The sequence below is a fragment of the Mangrovimonas yunxiaonensis genome, assembly GCF_000733475.1.
Taxonomy (GTDB): domain Bacteria; phylum Bacteroidota; class Bacteroidia; order Flavobacteriales; family Flavobacteriaceae; genus Mangrovimonas; species Mangrovimonas yunxiaonensis.
On record NZ_JPFK01000005.1, the window covers coordinates 1 to 17,992 of the forward strand.

19 protein-coding genes are annotated in these 17,992 nt (G+C 33.2%); all 19 read left to right on the plus strand.

From position 1 onward, the window contains the following. On the plus strand, positions 1-401 hold a 401-nt coding region (locus tag IA57_RS04050), incomplete at its 5' end, for an integrase core domain-containing protein (RefSeq protein ID WP_131505671.1). A 52-nt stretch (positions 402-453) separates the two neighbouring features. Further along, positions 454-1,593, plus strand: coding sequence for an alpha/beta hydrolase family protein (locus IA57_RS04055; protein ID WP_160171683.1), 1,140 nt, complete (start codon positions 454-456; stop codon positions 1,591-1,593). 151 nt (positions 1,594-1,744) lie between these two features. After that, positions 1,745-2,548: a hypothetical protein gene (locus IA57_RS04060; protein WP_036119654.1), complete on the plus strand. Its 804-nt coding sequence runs from the start codon at positions 1,745-1,747 to the stop codon at positions 2,546-2,548. A 323-nt stretch (positions 2,549-2,871) separates the two neighbouring features. Further along, a complete protein-coding gene (locus IA57_RS04065) occupies positions 2,872-3,624 on the plus strand; it encodes a hypothetical protein (RefSeq protein ID WP_036119658.1) in 753 nt (250 codons plus the stop codon). A 158-nt stretch (positions 3,625-3,782) separates the two neighbouring features. Next, positions 3,783-4,202: a lysozyme inhibitor LprI family protein gene (locus IA57_RS04070; protein WP_036119661.1), complete on the plus strand. Its 420-nt coding sequence runs from the start codon at positions 3,783-3,785 to the stop codon at positions 4,200-4,202. A 196-nt stretch (positions 4,203-4,398) separates the two neighbouring features. Continuing rightward, positions 4,399-4,893 carry a Cif family virulence factor gene (locus IA57_RS04075; RefSeq protein ID WP_036119663.1) on the plus strand — a complete coding sequence of 165 codons (495 nt, stop codon included), beginning with the start codon at positions 4,399-4,401 and terminating at the stop codon, positions 4,891-4,893. Positions 4,894-5,207: 314 nt separating this feature from the next. Beyond that, positions 5,208-5,516, plus strand: coding sequence for a helix-turn-helix domain-containing protein (locus IA57_RS04080; protein ID WP_036119666.1), 309 nt, complete (start codon positions 5,208-5,210; stop codon positions 5,514-5,516). Beyond that, a complete protein-coding gene (locus IA57_RS04085; protein WP_036119669.1) occupies positions 5,506-6,753 on the plus strand; it encodes a DNA cytosine methyltransferase in 1,248 nt (415 codons plus the stop codon). Before IA57_RS04080 ends, IA57_RS04085 begins: the two co-directional genes overlap by 11 nt. After that, positions 6,746-8,131, plus strand: a complete 1,386-nt coding sequence (locus IA57_RS04090) for a Sau3AI family type II restriction endonuclease (RefSeq protein ID WP_036119673.1) — start codon at positions 6,746-6,748, stop codon at positions 8,129-8,131. Before IA57_RS04085 ends, IA57_RS04090 begins: the two co-directional genes overlap by 8 nt. Positions 8,132-8,802: 671 nt before the next feature. Continuing rightward, on the plus strand, positions 8,803-9,339 hold the full coding sequence (locus IA57_RS04095) for a hypothetical protein (RefSeq protein WP_131505672.1): 537 nt from the start codon (positions 8,803-8,805) through the stop codon (positions 9,337-9,339). 315 nt (positions 9,340-9,654) lie between these two features. Continuing rightward, on the plus strand, positions 9,655-9,861 hold the full coding sequence (locus tag IA57_RS04100; protein WP_308418517.1) for a helix-turn-helix transcriptional regulator: 207 nt from the start codon (positions 9,655-9,657) through the stop codon (positions 9,859-9,861). Beyond that, positions 9,862-11,067, plus strand: coding sequence for a DNA cytosine methyltransferase (locus IA57_RS04105; RefSeq protein WP_036119681.1), 1,206 nt, complete (start codon positions 9,862-9,864; stop codon positions 11,065-11,067). After that, the gene (locus IA57_RS04110; RefSeq protein ID WP_036119684.1) at positions 11,067-13,346 is read left to right on the plus strand and encodes an ATP-binding protein; all 2,280 of its coding nucleotides are present in this window, start codon (positions 11,067-11,069) and stop codon (positions 13,344-13,346) included. The genes IA57_RS04105 and IA57_RS04110 overlap by 1 nt, the downstream gene beginning before the upstream one ends. Further along, positions 13,343-14,227, plus strand: a complete 885-nt coding sequence (locus IA57_RS04115; protein ID WP_036119686.1) for a response regulator — start codon at positions 13,343-13,345, stop codon at positions 14,225-14,227. The genes IA57_RS04110 and IA57_RS04115 overlap by 4 nt, the downstream gene beginning before the upstream one ends. A gap of 576 nt (positions 14,228-14,803) precedes the next feature. Further along, complete coding sequence (locus tag IA57_RS04120; RefSeq protein WP_036119689.1) at positions 14,804-15,457, plus strand: DUF4272 domain-containing protein; 654 nt, start codon at positions 14,804-14,806, stop codon at positions 15,455-15,457. Between the two features lie 210 nt (positions 15,458-15,667). Further along, positions 15,668-16,060, plus strand: coding sequence for a helix-turn-helix domain-containing protein (locus IA57_RS04125; protein WP_036119634.1), 393 nt, complete (start codon positions 15,668-15,670; stop codon positions 16,058-16,060). Between the two features lie 14 nt (positions 16,061-16,074). After that, positions 16,075-16,923 carry an IS3 family transposase gene (locus tag IA57_RS04130; RefSeq protein ID WP_036119613.1) on the plus strand — a complete coding sequence of 283 codons (849 nt, stop codon included), beginning with the start codon at positions 16,075-16,077 and terminating at the stop codon, positions 16,921-16,923. A gap of 13 nt (positions 16,924-16,936) precedes the next feature. Then, entirely contained in the window at positions 16,937-17,362 is a 426-nt protein-coding gene (locus IA57_RS04135) for a hypothetical protein (RefSeq protein ID WP_036119691.1), read from the plus strand. Between the two features lie 4 nt (positions 17,363-17,366). Then, a complete protein-coding gene (locus tag IA57_RS04140) occupies positions 17,367-17,729 on the plus strand; it encodes a hypothetical protein (RefSeq protein WP_036119693.1) in 363 nt (120 codons plus the stop codon). Positions 17,730-17,992 lie beyond the last annotated feature (263 nt).

Here is a 17,992-nt window from a genome sequence, read left to right on the forward strand (position 1 = left end):
AAGGCTTAAAAGGTAAAAAAGGTGTTCTTTGGTGGAAGTATCCTAATGAAAAACTCATCCATCATTCGGATAGAGGCATCCAATATTGTAATCCTGCTTACACGCAGTTTGCCGAGAAAAACAACCTAACTATAAGCATGACTGAGCAGTACGACCCTTACGAAAACGCCGTGGCCGAACGTATTAACAAAACTCTTAAGTATGAATATGGATTAAAACAAACCATTAAAAACACTAATCTAGCTCAAAAAATGACTAAAAAAGCTATATTTACATACAACAATTTTAGAACGCATTGGAGTCTCAATTTAAGCACACCTAAAATGGCCCACTTAAAACAAAATATAGACTACAAATCGTATCGGAAAAATAATAACAAACTGGAATTTTTAACCATTTAAAATACATCCAAAAATGGTCAACCTATTTCAGGACAAGACAAACCTTGACCTTATGAAAAATATATTGAGTTTTATGGTTTTGATTTTTTTGGCGAGTTGTGTCAATCAATCAAAAAAAGAAAAATCGGATGTTGCTACTTATTTTCGAAACAACCCACTTGATTCCCCAATTCCTTATAAGAGTGAAAACATAGAGTTTAAAAATGTTGAGGATTCTATCATTCTTCGAGGAACACTCACCTATCCAAATACAGAATCCAAATCTTATCCGGCTGTAGTACTCATGCACGGAACAGGGAAACATGGTCGTGATTATAACGTTTATGGTCATAAACCCTTTCTGGTCATAGCTGATTATTTGAGTAGGAATGGAATAGCCGTACTGCGCTATGACAAACGAGGTTATAAGGAGTCCGAAGGCAATTTTGATGAGGCCACTTATGATGATTTTGCTTCAGATGGATGGAGTGCAGTGCAGTATCTTAGAAATAGGAAAGATATTGATTTTAAAACCACAGGGATTGCAGGACATAGTGAAGGAGGGAATACAGGTCCTATGATTGCAGCGGAACATGAATTGGATTTTTTAATCCTATTGGGAGCATCAGGAATACCTTATCCTGTGGCGGATAGTTTGTACTCAGCAGGAATGTCCAAAGCAAGAGGTTATTCAGAAGAACAGATTTTGCGAGAAGCTAAGGTTCACGATTCTATGATTAACCTGGCTTTAAGTATGGAAATCGGACAGGCCTTAGACGATTCAATTTACAAATTGGCCTTTCGAAACCGTAAGAATCTTTCCCAGTTGAATGGACTAACAGGAGAAGACCTCAATGAAGAAATCAATTACTTTTATATAGAGTATTATGCCCGACCATCATTTAAAGAGTTCTGGGAAGGACCAAGTCCAGAAGAGTACCTCAAGCTGGTTCAATGTCCAGTACTATCAATTGGAGGAACTTTAGATCTACATGTTCCTGGTGTTCCTAATGTGGCAGTCATTGACCAAATTCTTAAAGAAGCTGGTAACACCGAGGTCACTTCTAAACTAATGTCTAACCTCAATCACATGCTACAACCAGCAAAAACTGGATTACCAAAAGAAATAGATAGTATAGAAATGACTATTGCGCCTGAAGTCTTAGTACTGATGAAAAATTTTATTCAAAAACAGGCGAAAAAAATTAATTAAATACTGCATACAACATCGTGTATAGCTCATTGCGGCTGAATTCCTAATCGGAATTCATTGCAATTTTGCTATCTTTGGTTTTCGGTGGAAAATCCTCGCGGATTTCCCGCAACAAGCCATACACAAGACCGTTGGCAAACATTAGAACCGAATGACACTAATAATATCTTGGATTGGAGTTGATGATAAAAAAGATGGAAAAGAAATCTCTTCTATTTACATTGCTTCCGATAGTAGATATACTTGGGGAAACTCGGAAAAATTTGATAATGGAATTAAGGTTTTTGGTTCAATCAAATTTCCTGAAATCTTTGGGTTCTGTGGAGATGTATTATTTCCTTCAACGGTTTTAGGACAATTAATCCCACAAATTGACAACGGAATTCTAATTGATGAAAAAGATAGCTGTGAACGTAAAAATGAAAAGGTTAACAGTTTTATATCTTCCTCTTTGGAATTATATCCTAAAAAATTTCTCGGGAATACCTTTACAATTTTACACGCAACAAGAGTTGAAAAAGATTTTAGACTTTATAAAACCACATATAATAAAAATGACGGATTGAAAAACCAAGAAATAGAATTACCTAGAATTTCGACAAAAGTTTTTAGTGGTGGTTCGGGAAGTTCAGAATTCGACAAAAAATGGCTTAAATGGAATGAGGAAAAACACAATGATTTTAGAACAAGTCGTGCTGTTTATCATTGTTTAGACCAAACTTTAAAGACTATAAAAGATAAAAGAACAGGAGGCTTACCTCAAATTGTAGGTCTATACAGAATTAAGAATACTCGACTATTTGGAATAATTGAAAATGGAACTAAATATGTTTATGGCAAAGAAAGTTCCGAAGATATAAAATCAGAAAAGATTGAATGGCGTAATGAAAATTTTGAAAGAATGAACCCTAAAACTTTGAAAATATTAGAAGGTGCTCAAAGGCAGCCTTCTTAAAGAAGCAACTCCCTGACTCTCCACAAATTTCATTTTTTATTTCAATTTGGGGAGGTCGAGGTGGCGGGCAGTCGTTTGATTGCCTTCAGGGTATTTAAAAGCCAACTGTGGTGTAATTAGATAGCACGTCCGTAACTAAACGGAAAGTCCCGGGGCGGAACCGGGCGGCTTTTAAAAAATAACGTTTGCCAACATTGTATAAAAATAATAGCGGTTTAATCGCCAAAACGAAAGTAAGTAAATATAAAAAAGGTCTGTGTTTAACCGAAAAGTAAGTGAGTAAAATCCGCTACTATTCTTATACGAGACCGTTGTACACCATTATGAAAAACTTTCTTGCAAGTATAATTATCCTTCTGATTTTTAATAATTCTTTTGCTCAAAATAGCGAATCTGAATTATTGAAAAATTATAAGTTCTATGTTGAGAAAAACATAGAAATGGGAAAATGGAGTACTAAATTTCATCTTAAAAACGGACTTGTTTCAGTACAAGAAAATTATTGGAAAAATGAACTACGAAGCCGAACGGAATTTGAATACGACAGATTTGGAAATGTAGAACGTGAAACAAATACCTTTGATATCAACGAAGGACAGATAAACGATATTTCAAACCTTAAATTGGAATATAATGACTCATTGCTTGTAAGAAAGAAATTTGATTTTGGAATGACGGAAAAATATTCTGACTTCAACGAATTGGGAAAACCTAAACTGATTGAAAGAATTGAGGAATCTGATTTCAAAGCGTGGCCTTTTAAAGAATTGATGGAATATGATAAAAAAGGAAATATCATTAAATCAACACAATTCAGTACTTACGAAGATTCGAACGGAAAAATTGTTAAAGAAAAGGCTACAACACATTATAAATATGATAACCAAAATAATGTGATTGAAATTCACAGAGAATATGAACCCAAACAAGAGTTTCCGATAATAATGATTGGCGGTCCAGCGAAATATGAATTTGAATATTTTAGGTATAAGTACAATAAAAAAGGGCTTTGGACTAAAAAATATAAAACAGTAAATGGAAAGGAATATCTTGTTGCTAAAAGAAAATATAAATAACGGTGTACAACAATGTATAACCGCAATTACGGCGGATTCGACTGCGTCCGAATCCACTCGGAATTGCTTAGGCTTGTGCTAAACCGAAAATAATCGCTAATTTAACCCGTAACTGACGGTTATACGAGCCGTTGCCAGTAATACAAAAAATCACTCAAATGTTTAAATATTCAAATCTGATTTTACTAATTCCAATGCTTTTGATTTTTAATCATTGTAAAGCTCAATCGGACACAATTGACAACCAATCAAAAAGCACAATTGAAGTTAGAGCAGATATTGCAAAAAAATTGACTGAATCAAAATCAGAACTTGAAAAAATATATAAAGAAGCTGTTGAGTTTCTCGACAGTATCGAAACTTCTGACACTCAAAATTATAAGACTTATCTGATTCAAAGCCAGAACGGGTGGAAAAATTATTGCGAGGGAAAATGCAAAATAGCTGAATACGAAAGTAGAGATGCTGCCCAAGGAGGTTTCGCTTTTTACAATCTTTGTATGACTGAATTAAATGAAAAACGAACAACGGAATTAAAAAACTTGTTGATGGAATGGAAATCTGAATTCGACAACTAACTAATTAGAAAACGTGCTAAAAAGTACTACTGGCAACAATGTATAACCGCAATTACGGCGGATTCGACTACGTCCGAATCCACTCGGAATTGCTAACGTCAGTGCTTAATCGAAAATCATTAACTTTAAACCCGTAACTGACGGTTATACGAGACCGTTGGCAATAATTAGAAAGTAACCGTAAATCCAAAATAAAATGAAAAATTTAACACTTCTTTTAGTGACAATATTTCTTATTTCTTGTAACGAAAAAAACAAGCAAACGGAAATAAAATCGATGGATGAAACCAAAATAGATATTCAAGCCGAATTAGCATCGATTGAGGAAACTCGCGCAGGCTTTCAATTGGCAATTAAAGAAAAACGCTATGCTGATTTAAGGAATTATGGTACTAAAGATATCATATCATTAACACCTATTTGTGGGACTTGGGAAGAATATAAACGCCTACGAAATGAACCTGTGGGCTCTTTTAGTTACGACAGTTTGATTATGAAACCTAAAGAAACAATTATTGTAAGTGATAGTATAGCGTATGACTTTGGAACAAGCTCTGTTTATTATACCAATGAACAAGGTGAACCGATAGAAATTGAGGATACTTTCTTGGCCATACTAAAAAAGGACAAGAGCGATGGAAAATGGAAATTACACAGAGAAGTAGCCACAACTAATAAATTGGAAAAATAACTATTGCCAACAATGTATAACCGCAATTACGGCGGATTCGACTACGTCCGAATCCACTCGGAATTGCTAACGTCTGTGCTTAACCGAAAATTATTAACTTTAAATCCGTAACTGACGGTTATACGAGACCGTTGTGTTTCATACTACCAGCCGCATATTTTAGCACTTTTGGTTTTTGCCAACGCTAATTTCCAACGCTCTAAAAACCAAAAGAGCTAAAATTTCCCAACGCTCGAAATAATCCGAATTAAAAGTTGGAAATCCAAAATGTTTTTATAAATTTGGACAATATTTGTCTAAAACTATTTTGACCAATGAAAACATTAGGCGACACTTTAAAATGTGCCAGAGAGGAAAAAGAATTGATACTGCGAAAAGTTGCGGCTGAAGTAGATATTGACCAATCTCTCATTAGCAAATTCGAGAAAAACGAAAGAAAACCGACAATGGAACAAATCGTAAGACTTGCAAAGTTTTACGGACTTCCCGAAAGTGAACTAATCATAAATTGGTACTCTGAAAAAATTGCGGAAGAATTAAAATACACAGAATCTACTTCCGAGATTCTGAAAGTAGCAGAAGAAAAAATTAACTATTATAAAGCTCAAGAAAATGGAAAATAAGAAAATGAAAGTTGCAGAATTATTTGCAGGAGTTGGAGGATTTCGTCTTGGACTTGAAAAAAGCAATTACGAAGTTGTTTGGAGTAATCAATGGGAACCTTCAACCAAAATGCAACACGCATCAATGGTTTACGAAGCTCGTTTTGGAAAAGAAAATCATTCTAACGAAGATATAAACGAAGTAGTAACAAGAAATGTAGAAGAAATTCCAGATCACGATTTATTAGTTGGTGGTTTTCCTTGTCAAGATTATTCTGTTGCAACTACATTACATAATTCAAAAGGCTTAAAAGGTAAAAAAGGTGTTCTTTGGTGGTCAATTCATAAAATTTTAGAGAACAAAAAAAACAAACCAAAATATCTGTTTTTAGAAAACGTTGATCGACTTTTAAAGTCGCCAGCAAAACAAAGAGGTCGTGATTTTGCAGTTATGTTACAAAGTTTAAACGATTTGGGATACGCAGTAGAATGGCGAGTTATAAATGCAGCTGAATATGGAATGCCACAAAGAAGACGTAGAGTTTTCTTTATTGGCTATCATAAATCAACAGACGTTTACAAAAGACTTCAAAAGTCAAATAAAATTGATTGGCTCACAGAAGAAGGAACGATTGCAAGTGCTTTTCCAGTAGCAAAAACGAATTCAATTCAAGAAGTTGAGTTGAAAGGAGATTTAGTAGAAATAACTAACAATTTCAATAAAAACGGGAAATTATCGCCTTTTCAAAATACAGGTTTACTTATAAAAGGTAAAGTGTACACAACTAAAACAGAGCCAAATTATGATGGAAAGAAAACTGTTTTAGCAGACGTTTTGCAAAATGGAGAAGTTACATCTGAATTTTTCATTGACGAAAAAGACAAAGACAAATGGGAATATTTGAAAGGTGCAAAAACAATTGAAAGGAAATCACCAGATGGTTTTGTTTACAAATATTCAGAAGGTGGAATGATTTACCCAGATGCTTTAGACAATGCTTCAAGAACTATTATAACAGGAGAAGGTGGAAAATCACCTTCAAGATTTAAACACGTAATTGTTTCTGATAGAGGTTTAAGAAGATTGACACCAATTGAGTTAGAAAGACTAAATATGTTTCCAGATAATCATACCAAATTGGAAGGAATTACAGACACAAAGCGAGCGTTCTTTATGGGAAATGCTTTAGTTGTTGGCGTAATTGAAAAAATTGGAGAAGAACTTTACAAACAGATAAACCAATTTGAATATGCTTGATATAACTTCAGCTGATTCAATTATTGAATTTGCAAAACAACTTAAAAACCAAACTTTAAGACAAGCCTGCGGTTCAGAAATAGAAAAACACGGTTACAAAGGAAAAGGAAATTTTGGTCAAATATTAGAGAAATTCTATTTTGGTTACGAACCAAATTCTGATGCAGAACCCGATTTTTTGGAAGCAGGTCTTGAATTAAAAACAAGCCCTTTAAAGACTCTCAAAAACGGAGAATATCGTTCAAAAGAAAGGCTCGTCTTAAACATAATCAACTATTTAGAAGTTCATAAAGAAGAATTTGAAACAAGTTCGTTTTGGAAGAAAAATGCACATTTGCTTTTGGTATTTTATCTTCACGATAGAGATTTAGATTTACTTGATTACTTAATAAAATTAGTTGACGGTTGGCAATATCCCAATGAAGATTTAAAAATCATTAAACAAGATTGGGAATTAATAAATCAAAAAATTAAAGATGGAAAAGCTCACGAATTATCAGAAGGAGATACATTCTATCTTGGAGCTTGTACAAAAGGTTCAACTGCTCTAAAATCGTTCAGAGATCAACCATTTAATAAAGAACAAGCAAAACAAAGAGCATATTCTTTAAAACAAGGATATGTAAATCACATAATTGCAAACATTGCTCAAGAAGAAACTGCTGTTTATGGAAAAATAATTGAACGACCTGAAATTTTAGACAAAGTACGATCTATTGAGGAAATAGTAATTTTAAAATTTCATCCATTTTATGGCAAATCAGCAGAACAAATAGAGAAAGAATTGGGTTTAGAATTAAATCAAAATGCCAAAAGCTATTTTGCAAATCTTACAAATGCAATTCTTGGACTTCAACTCGGTCAAAAAATTGAGGAATTTGAAAAAGCCGATATTCAAGTAAAAACTATCCGACTTAAAGAAAATGATTTACCAAAAGAAGACATTTCGTTTCCAACATTTGAATATCAAGAACTTGTAGAAACAGATTGGGAAGATTCAGATTTTAAGAACATTTTGGAAAGCAAATTTTTCTTTGTGTTTTATCAATTTGAGGGAGAAAATCTGATTTTAAGAAAAGTGAAATTTTGGAATATGCCTTACTCTGATATTGTTGAAGCCAAAAATGTTTGGCAAGAAATGGTAAAGACAGTTGCAAGTGGAGAAATCGTAAAAGAAGTAACTGAAAAAGGTGTAAGAAAAACTTATTTTCCAAAGAAAACTGAAAACAGAATAAGTCACGTTAGACCACACGCAAGAAATGCAGCAGATACTTATGAATTACCTGTCGCAGATAAATTAACAGGATTGACTGAATATACAAAGCATTGTTTTTGGTTAAACGCAAGTTATGTGAAAGACGAAATATATCTGAAATAAGCCAACGCTAAAAGCCATACACATTTGCAATTCGCTACAGCCACTACACAAGCCAAAAATTGCAAAAGAGTATGTCTTTGCCAACGCTAGCAAGTTTGCGGAAAAAAAGTACGAAAACACAACAACGTATATAAAAAATAGCGGTTTTAGTGCTTAAACAGAAATGAATTTTATAAATTTAAGGTCAGTGAAAATCCGAAAAGTTAGTGCCTAAAATCCGCTACTTTTCATATACAAGACCGTTAGCTGTAATAGTGCCGAAAAAATCGCGGAAGCGATTTTGAGCATCCTTACGCGGACAAAAAACTGATATGAAAAACGTAACACTACGCGGATTTTAAAACGTGACGGATTCTAAACAAAACTAAAAGAACTTCATAACTAATCGCAAGCAAAACGCAAGCAGTGCGCTGAAAAAGAATAAAAGAACTTCCAAGCTTTGCGCTGACACCACTCAAACCTTAAAATAAAAATCATACGGATTCCAGCACGTGACTATCTGTACGTGGCACTAAAACAGCTAACAACGTGTAACACGCATTGCTACTGATTTTCCTTTCGGAAAATCCTCGCAAATGCGAAATGTTGTTATTTTTTAGCTAACTTAGCTACCTAACGCCGCAACGCCTGTTACACAAACCCGTTGGCAACAATTTAAACTTACAATGCTAATGAACAAATTACTTTTGATTTTTATTATCACATTAACTGTGAGTTTACAATCTTGCGCACAATCTACTTATGAAAATTTCACTTATTCATATCAAGCAAAAATACCATCAGATTGGAATTTAGCTGGAGAAATTAAAAATGATACCATTCAGAACTTTTCTATTGTGGAATGGACTCTTCCTAAAGTTATTTCTGAATCAAAAGAAAATGAGATTCAGAATTCTATCGAAATTTACGCTTGGCGAAACAGTGAAATTAAAAACATAAATGAACTAATAAATCACGAAAAACAAAAATGGCAACCCTTTCTATTAAAAACGGATATTTTACAAGAGGACTCTGAATTTTCAAGGGAAGTTATTACTACCTCAAAAATTCCAAGTTTTGACCATAAATCAAAAAAGTATTTTATTTACAAAAATGGAATATGTTATAGAATACAATTAGTTTGCACACAGGATACTTTTGATAAAAATCTTTCTGATTTTGAAAATTTCTATATGGAATTTAAGATTGTTGAAAATAAAAAAGAATAAAAAAACAGTTGCCAACAATGTATAACCGCAATTACGGCGGATTCGACTGCGTCCGAATCCACTCGGAATTGCTAACGTCAGCTCCAAACCGAAAATCATTAACATTTAACCCGTAACTGACGGTTATACGAGACCGTTGTACGCAAGCTGAAAAATGAGCCACCACACGTTCAAGCACATTTTATTTTGCTCGTACCTCACAAAATAAAAAGAGCTTTCACTTCCCCACCGCCACCCGAAAATAATCAGCGAAAAAGTAAATATTATTCCGATTAAGTTAATATATTTGCGTAAAACACAAAGAAATTGGCTAAAGTGGAAATCAACAGGATTAAAGTAGCTCTAGCTGAGACAAGAAGAAAAAACAAATGGTTGGCTGAACAAATCGGAAAAGATGAATCAACCATTTCTCAATGGTGTACAAATGCTAGACAACCTTCACTTGAAAACCTTTTAAGAATAGCTAATGTGCTTGATATTGATATTAGAGAATTATTAAACTCAACTAAAGAAGCAAGCTAAATGAGTAATCCTAAAACATACATTGATTTATTCTCTGGTTGCGGAGGACTTTCACTTGGATTGCATAATGCAGGATGGAAAGGAGCATTTGCAATTGAAAAAAGTGAAGATGCCTTTAAAACTCTAGAACATAACCTAATTAAAAAGAAAAAGCACTTTGATTGGCCAAAGTGGTTAGAGCAAAAGAACCACGATATCAATGAAGTACTTGAAAACAATTCAGAAAATCTAATTAATTTAAGAAATGAAATCGATTTAGTAGCTGGAGGACCACCTTGTCAAGGTTTTTCAATGGCTGGACGAAGAATTGAAAATGATTCTAGAAATGATTTAATTAATTCATACATCAAATTCATTGAGTATGTAAGACCAAAATTGATATTTTTTGAAAACGTCAAGGGTTTCACTTTAGGCTTCAAAAACAATGAGAAAAAAGGAAAAGCTTACTCAAAATATGTAGTTGAGGAATTAGAAAGCTTAGGATATAGTGTAAAAGGCCAATTGATTGACTTTTCAAAGTTTGGCGTTCCGCAAAAAAGAACCAGATTTATTCTTGTAGGGATTCAAAATGATTTTTTAAACCAAAGTCCAAATCTAAATAAGGATAGCTTCTTTGAAGGTATAGAAAACAATAAAGAATCTTTTTTAATAAGTAAGAACTTATCAATAAATCCAAGTTTAGAAAATGCCATCTCAGACTTGCTTCAAGCAAACGGAGAAATTGATTCAGAAACACCTAACTTTAAAGAAGGTGTATATGGAAAACCAGCCTCAAAATACCAAAAATACATTCGTAAGTACAAAAGAAAAAACAGTAGAGTTGATAGTCATAGGTTTGCTAAACACACAGAAACAATTAAAAATAGATTTCAAATTGCTCTGGATGAAAAACTAACTAGTGCTGCTTATAGAGAAAGATTTCAACTTAAAAAAAGTAGTACAAAAATTTTAGAAGCAAATAAACCAACACCAACAATAACAACATTACCAGACGATTACATCCATTATTGCGAACCGAGAATAATGACTGTTAGAGAATACGCAAGAATCCAATCATTCCCAGACACATACGAGTTCAAAGGTAAATACACAACTGGAGGCAAAAGGAGGACACAAGAAGTGCCCAGATATTCACAAATTGGAAATGCAATTCCACCTTTATTTGGCGAACAAGCAGGTCTAATTTTAAAACAACTTATTTCTTAATGCAGAAAAAGCCTTTACAGTTCAAGATAAGTTCTGCATTAAAGAACATCATAGGTAGCGACTTAATTAGTGATGATTTCATTGCTGTTTTTGAGTTAGTTAAAAACTCTTATGATGCTCACGCTACGAAAGTTGAAATAACATTTGAAGATATTTATTCTGACAATGCCAAAATCATAATAAAAGATAATGGTAAAGGGATGAATTTTGACGATTTAATTAATAAATGGCTTTTTGTAGCTTACTCAGCAAAGAAAGAAGGAACAGAAGAAGATAGTTACGATTATCGAGATAAAATAAAAGTACAAAGAGCTTATGCTGGTGCTAAAGGGATTGGTAGATTTTCTTGTGATAGACTTGGAGGAGAGTTATATCTTGAAACAATTAAGGATGAGGAAAATCCAAAAGTTGAAACTTTACTCACAGAATGGGATAAGTTCGAAGGTAATCTAAAAGAAGAGTTTGTAAACATTAGTGTTCTTCACGAAACTATTCCTAATAGCAACTATGATATAGAACACGGAACTGTTCTGGAAATCTCGAACCTAAAAAGTGATTGGGATAAAGATAAATTCCTTAGTCTTAAAGATGCACTAGCTAAACTCATAAATCCGAATACCAAAATTGAAGGTGATGAATTTACAATAGAATTAATAGTTCCTGACGAGATTGAAAACGACAAAAAAGAAAGTGATTATCAAAACACAGTAAATGGTAAAATACAGAACTTAATTTTTGAGACTCTAGAAATCAAAACAACAAAAATTGTTAGTTCAATTTACGATGGAAAAATAACTACAGAATTAACCGAAGGAGGTAAACTTGTCTATAAAATAATTGAGTCAAATAGCTATGAACATCTAAATAATGTTGCCATTCAAATTTACCATTTGAATAGGTCTGCCAAAGCTACTTTTACAAGAAGAATGGGAACAAGAGCTGTGGACTATGGACACGTTTTTGTTTATAAAAATGGTTTACGAATTTATCCATACGGTGAGAGAGGTGAAGACCCTTTCAAAATGGATAATAGAAAAGCACAAGGACATAGTAGATATTTAGGTACTAGAGATGTTTTAGGATATATATCTATTTCGGAACCTAACGAAGAATTAAAAGAGACATCAAGTAGAGGCGATGGGTTAATTAAGACTAAAACATATTTTGAATTAGTTGATTGGGTTTATTCATCCATAAGGAAACTAGAGAAGTATATAATTGATATAACTGACTGGGGAAATGAATTATCCAACGAAGACTACATAAAATTAGATAATGAAAGACAACAAGAAGCAATTGAAAAATTAATCGAAAGCCTTACAAAGTCAAAAAATATTTTATCGTTTGAAGTAGCACCAGAGATTTTTGAGATAATAGATGAAAAACAAGAAAAATCAACTAAAAACACCTTAACCAAAATAAAAAAACAGCTTCAAAGCGATGAATATGACAAAGATGCAATTGTAGAGAGCATCTCAAAAATTGAAAAAAACCTTGATGAACTTAAGAAAACAACTGAAGAAGCTGGTGAAGAAGCCTTAGACTCTCTTATTAAAAATGAGGAATTAGAAACTAATTTAGAAACTGAAAAGAAAAAAGGTGCTTTTCAAGGTGCTCTAATTGGAACCGATAAGGAAAGAATCGTTGGATTGCAACATCAGATTTACCATTCGTCAAGTAGGGTAACAAGAAACTTAAAGTTATTAATTAAACATCTTGGGTCTGAGAACTTAGACACTAAAACGAAAAAGTACATTAAAACGATTTCTCTTGAAGCTTCAAAAATAAATTCAATAGCAAACTTTGTAACAAAAGCTAACTTCAATCTTAAAGCCTCAGAAATCGAAACTGATTTGGTTGATTTTATTATTGATTATATAAAGGAATTATACCTTTTAGAAGACAAAGTAATTGATACCTCAATGAATATTATCATCAATGATAATTACAAAAAAGAATTTGTTAGAGAATTAAGACCATTGGAGATTACAACCATCATTGACAATCTAATATCTAATTCAGAGAAAGCCAATGCCTCTGAAGTCAAAATAGGTTTCAATAAAAGGAAAGATAATCTTGTTATATCATTCGAAGATAATGGGAAGGGTATTCCTGAAAAAAATCTTACCAAAGTTTATGATTTGGGATATACAACGACAAGTGGTTCAGGAATTGGACTTTATCAGGTAAATGATTTAGTAAAAAACAGTCTGAAAGGGAAAATTGAAATTGAGTCGCAAGAAAAAAAGGGAACAATTATTAAAATTATTTTAGGATGAAAATAGATTACAAAATATTGTGGTTAGATGACCAAATCAACGATTTTATCGAAGATGAAATAATAGAAGAAGTTGAGAGTTTTCTTGTTACCCAAGGTTTTCGCCCTAAAATCACAACTGTTTCTAAGTCTGAGGACTTTTTTAAAGTTCTAGACAATTCATTCGATTTAATTTTAACGGATTATCACCTAAATGATATAAATGGTGATGAAGTGATAAAGAAAATACGTAGTCAAGATTACTCTGTAATGACTGAAGTGCTTTTTTATACTGCAAAAGCGGATTTGAAAGATACGGACAAAATAAGCAGAGTTAGTTTTTTGGAAACTAACACGTTGTTGGGCGACCATAGGGATGAAGTTTTAAGAGCCACAATTAATCTTATAGAACTCACAATTAAAAAGTTTCAGGACATAGTTGCAATGAGAGGTATGATTATGCAGGAAACGAGCAGTCTGGACGTTGAAATGGAAATTATCCTCAAAAAGATTATCGACGAGTCTAAAGAACCTGAGACTATAATTAATGTAATCAAAACGAAGTACAAAGAGTCTAATGATAAATTCAATAAGAATATTGATAAAGAAAATGATATTGATAATATTCTAAGAATTATTGGAGCTTCTCATAGATGGCGAGCAATTGTAAGGAACTTAGATAACGGAGAAATTAAAGCAATAATGACTGATTATGAAAAAGAAATTATTGTGATTCGAAATAAATTTGCTCACGCTGAATTAATAAGTGAAGAAGGCAGACAGTATTTTAGAGATAGAAAAGACGGACTTGATTTTAATCAAGAATTTTGTCAGAAAATTAGAGCTGATTTAATTAAACACAAAGACAATTTAGATGGACTAAAAACGGAGTTAGGAAATTAGCCAAAGCTAGTTCAAGCACATTTAAAGTTTGCTCGTGCCTCACAAATTTAAAAGAGCTTTCACGCCAACGCTGAATGACAATCTGAACGGAATAAAGCCAGCGTACAACAACGTATATAAAAAATAGCGGTTTAATCGCTTAACCGAAAGTAAATGGATAAATTAAGGTCTTTGTTAAATTGAAAAATTAGTGCTGAAAATCCGCTACTTTTCATATACAAGACCGTTGCCAGCAATGGCGTCAAAAAAATCGCGGAAGCGATTTTGAGCTTCTTTACGCGGACAAAAAAGCGGATTAAAAACAAAATAAAAGAACTTCCTAGCTGTTCGCAAGCAAAACGCAAGCAGTACGCTGAAAAAAGAATAAAAGGACTTCCAAGCTTTGCGCTGACATCACTCAGACTCAAAACTTACGGATATAAACCACAGCAGGCAACAACGGCTATAGTTCATTGCTACGTCATTTTTTGCCCGATATTCCGGGATATTTGTTATCTTTCGTCCACGGCGGAAAAATCTTAACCCTTTTCCCCCGCAACAAACCATAGCCAAACCGTTGTGCATAATTGAAAAAAAATGTGGTTTCAAAAGAAAATTAAACCAGAAAAAATAAAGGATAAGAATACAAAGCAATTGCGTTCGAACGGAATTGAGGTGATTGAACATTTACCTTATTTGGACAATCCTGAATTTAGAGAACCAGAAGAAATTGCTCGTAGAATAATGGTTCTAACTGCATTATTTCAGTTACACCTTCAAGCACCAAAAGACATAATAAAAAAGTGGCTTGAGGAAAATGGACTTATGGACTATCTCAACGAAGAAGAATTAGAATATTTGGAAACGGAATATTCGGAATTACCCGAACAGACTCAAATAGATATTTATTGGTTTGTAGAAGCCATTTGGACTTTTGCTTGGATTGGCGGACTTCACAATAATCTGACTTTAAATACTGGCGTGGAAGATTCACTTGCTTCTTTAATTCCGAACATTGCGAAAAATGAACCAGCGGAAAAATTTATATCTGAATTCAAATTGAGAAATCAAGTAGAAATATTTGAAATGTTGGACAAGTTCTATCGTGCTCATTGGTTCGCTCGAAATAACAATTTGACTGGAAAACAATCGAACAAAGTTGATTTAGACATAATAATGGAAAGAAGAAAAGCATTGGAATATACAGTTTACAAAGAATTTGATTGGAATGAAATTTCACTTGATACGTAAAAAACAACTATGCACAACAATGTATAACCGCAATTACGGCGGATTCGACTACGTCCGAATCCACTCGGAATTGCTAACGTCAGTTTTTAACCGAAAATCATTAACTTTAATCCCGTAACTGACGGTTATACGAGACCGTTGTGTGTAATTTGAGAAAAGGCATCGTCCTGAAATAGGTTGACTAAAAAATCATTTAAAATTAGTCAACATATGGAACAACAATCAAAATCATCCTGCCAAAAAAAAGCCTATCAAAAAGTAGGGTTTGAACTCAAACTTTTAATCATTGACCAAATTCATAACGGACAGATCTCTGTCAATTATGCAGCTAAAAAATATCAGGTTTCTAGAAGCTCTATTCAGTATTGGATAAAAAAATACAGTACCTTAGAGCAAAAGAAATTAGGAATGAGCAAAAAAGACGAGATCAAAAAACTTAAAGAAAAGATTGAAGAACTGGAGTTCGTAAAGGACTTCCAACAGGACATCATAGCTGACATGGAACTCATTACAGGCGTGGATATGTCAAAAAAGTCATTGCCCAAAACATTAGCAGACGAGATAGAGAAAAAGAAACAAAACCGTTTAAAAGAAAATGGTTAACTACATGTTTTGGGATATCCAAACAAGCCTTTTATAAACGCTTAAAATCTTATAAAAACAAGCAGATTAACGAACAAATCTTATTACAACTAGTCAAACAATGTCGTAATAAAATAGGACAACAAACTGGTGGTAAAAAACTTTATGACCACCTAAAAAAAGACATGAAAAATCAGAACATAAAAATGGGAAGAGATAAGTTTTTAATATTCCTCAAGAACCATAACCTACTGGTTAAGAGAAATAAAAATTATCATATCACAACCAATTCTAAACATCATTTCTTTAAATACAAGAACCTGGTGAAAGATAAACTACCTACCAGAGCTGAACAACTTTGGGTAACAGATATAACATATATCAAAACCGAAAAAGGACACAACTATCTGGCCTTGGTAACAGATGCATACTCTAAACAAATCATGGGATACCAACTAAGTAACCACATGAGGACAGAACTATGCTTAAATGCGCTTAAAATGGCTTTAAATAACAGGAAGTATCCTAATGAAAAACTCATCCATCATTCGGATAGAGGCATCCAATATTGTAATCCTGCTTACACGCAGTTTGCCGAGAAAAACAACCTAACTATAAGCATGACTGAGCAGTACGACCCTTACGAAAACGCCGTGGCCGAACGTATTAACAAAACTCTTAAGTATGAATATGGATTAAAACAAACCATTAAAAACACTAATCTAGCTCAAAAAATGACTAAAAAAGCTATATTTACATACAACAATTTTAGAACGCATTGGAGTCTCAATTTAAGCACACCTAAAATGGCCCACTTAAAACAAAATATAGACTACAAATCGTATCGGAAAAATAATAACAAACTGGAATTTTTAACCATTTAAAATACATCCAAAAATGGTCAACCTATTTCAGGACAAGACAAAAACCGAACTGAATGGACATTTAATGGGACTATTTGACTTTCTAAAAAAGAAAAAAATACCGATTGACTTCTCGGATAAAAATGTTTCGGAACTGACTTTGAAATCGGATTTACTCGGACAAATTCTAATTGATAACGGACTTGGATTTTATGTGGACCATTTGTCTCAAATTCGACTCGCTGCTGACAATAAAGATGAATCGGAATTTAAAAGACTCGTGATTAGCCGAGAATTATTTGGTGGAGCTGGAGCGCTTTGGGAAATTCACATTGAAAATCCGACTGAATATAAAAAATTTAACAAGCAATTTACTGAATATGTTGATTTACTTACTCAAATGGGAATCAAAAACGGACGAGTAAAACAAATTCGGAAAACAATGCCAAAACTGAACTGAATTAATGACTGAAATTATTTTAACTCGTGACAGTGTTCACATTAGCGACGATATTGATGCACCTCACACAAAATCAATCACTTTAAAAGAATTAACTGTTGAGCAACTTTACAGAGAAATAAAGAGAATAGAATACTTACCCAGATTTAGTGGTATTCAAACTTGGGGAATTATAGGATATAGTCCAATTTCAGTTATTGCTCATCAATGGAGTGAATTGAGACCTTTAATGAATTGTGATATGATTTTGGAAATGGAATTAAAAAGAACGAATAACAAATTACATTTATCTTGTTTTGGAGGAATCGAACCAGAAAAAGTTTTAAAAGTATTAGAAAATTATAATAATGTTCGCTCTGAATTTTAAAAACAAAAACTACACACAACAACGTGTATAGCTCATTGCGGCTGAATTCCTAATCGGAATTCATTGCAATTTGCTATCTTCGTGCTACGGCGGAAAATCCTCGCGGATTTCCCGCAACGAGCCATACACAAAACCGTTGCCAGCAATGGCGTTAAAAAAATCGCGGAAGCGATTTTGAGCATCCTTACGCGGACAAAAAAAAGCGGATTAAAAACAAAATAAAAGGACTTCTTAGCTGTTCGCAAGCAAAACGCAAGCAGCAC

Coding starts and splice junctions, on each gene's coding strand:
- IA57_RS04055 (WP_160171683.1), top strand. CDS start 454: ATGAAAAATATATTGAGTTTTATGGTTTTGATTTTTTTGGCGAGTTGT.
- IA57_RS04060 (WP_036119654.1), top strand. CDS start 1,745: ATGACACTAATAATATCTTGGATTGGAGTTGATGATAAAAAAGATGGA.
- IA57_RS04065 (WP_036119658.1), top strand. CDS start 2,872: ATGAAAAACTTTCTTGCAAGTATAATTATCCTTCTGATTTTTAATAAT.
- IA57_RS04070 (WP_036119661.1), top strand. CDS start 3,783: ATGTTTAAATATTCAAATCTGATTTTACTAATTCCAATGCTTTTGATT.
- IA57_RS04075 (WP_036119663.1), top strand. CDS start 4,399: ATGAAAAATTTAACACTTCTTTTAGTGACAATATTTCTTATTTCTTGT.
- IA57_RS04080 (WP_036119666.1), top strand. CDS start 5,208: ATGAAAACATTAGGCGACACTTTAAAATGTGCCAGAGAGGAAAAAGAA.
- IA57_RS04085 (WP_036119669.1), top strand. CDS start 5,506: ATGGAAAATAAGAAAATGAAAGTTGCAGAATTATTTGCAGGAGTTGGA.
- IA57_RS04090 (WP_036119673.1), top strand. CDS start 6,746: ATGCTTGATATAACTTCAGCTGATTCAATTATTGAATTTGCAAAACAA.
- IA57_RS04095 (WP_131505672.1), top strand. CDS start 8,803: ATGAACAAATTACTTTTGATTTTTATTATCACATTAACTGTGAGTTTA.
- IA57_RS04105 (WP_036119681.1), top strand. CDS start 9,862: ATGAGTAATCCTAAAACATACATTGATTTATTCTCTGGTTGCGGAGGA.
- IA57_RS04110 (WP_036119684.1), top strand. CDS start 11,067: ATGCAGAAAAAGCCTTTACAGTTCAAGATAAGTTCTGCATTAAAGAAC.
- IA57_RS04115 (WP_036119686.1), top strand. CDS start 13,343: ATGAAAATAGATTACAAAATATTGTGGTTAGATGACCAAATCAACGAT.
- IA57_RS04120 (WP_036119689.1), top strand. CDS start 14,804: ATGTGGTTTCAAAAGAAAATTAAACCAGAAAAAATAAAGGATAAGAAT.
- IA57_RS04125 (WP_036119634.1), top strand. CDS start 15,668: ATGGAACAACAATCAAAATCATCCTGCCAAAAAAAAGCCTATCAAAAA.
- IA57_RS04135 (WP_036119691.1), top strand. CDS start 16,937: ATGGTCAACCTATTTCAGGACAAGACAAAAACCGAACTGAATGGACAT.
- IA57_RS04140 (WP_036119693.1), top strand. CDS start 17,367: ATGACTGAAATTATTTTAACTCGTGACAGTGTTCACATTAGCGACGAT.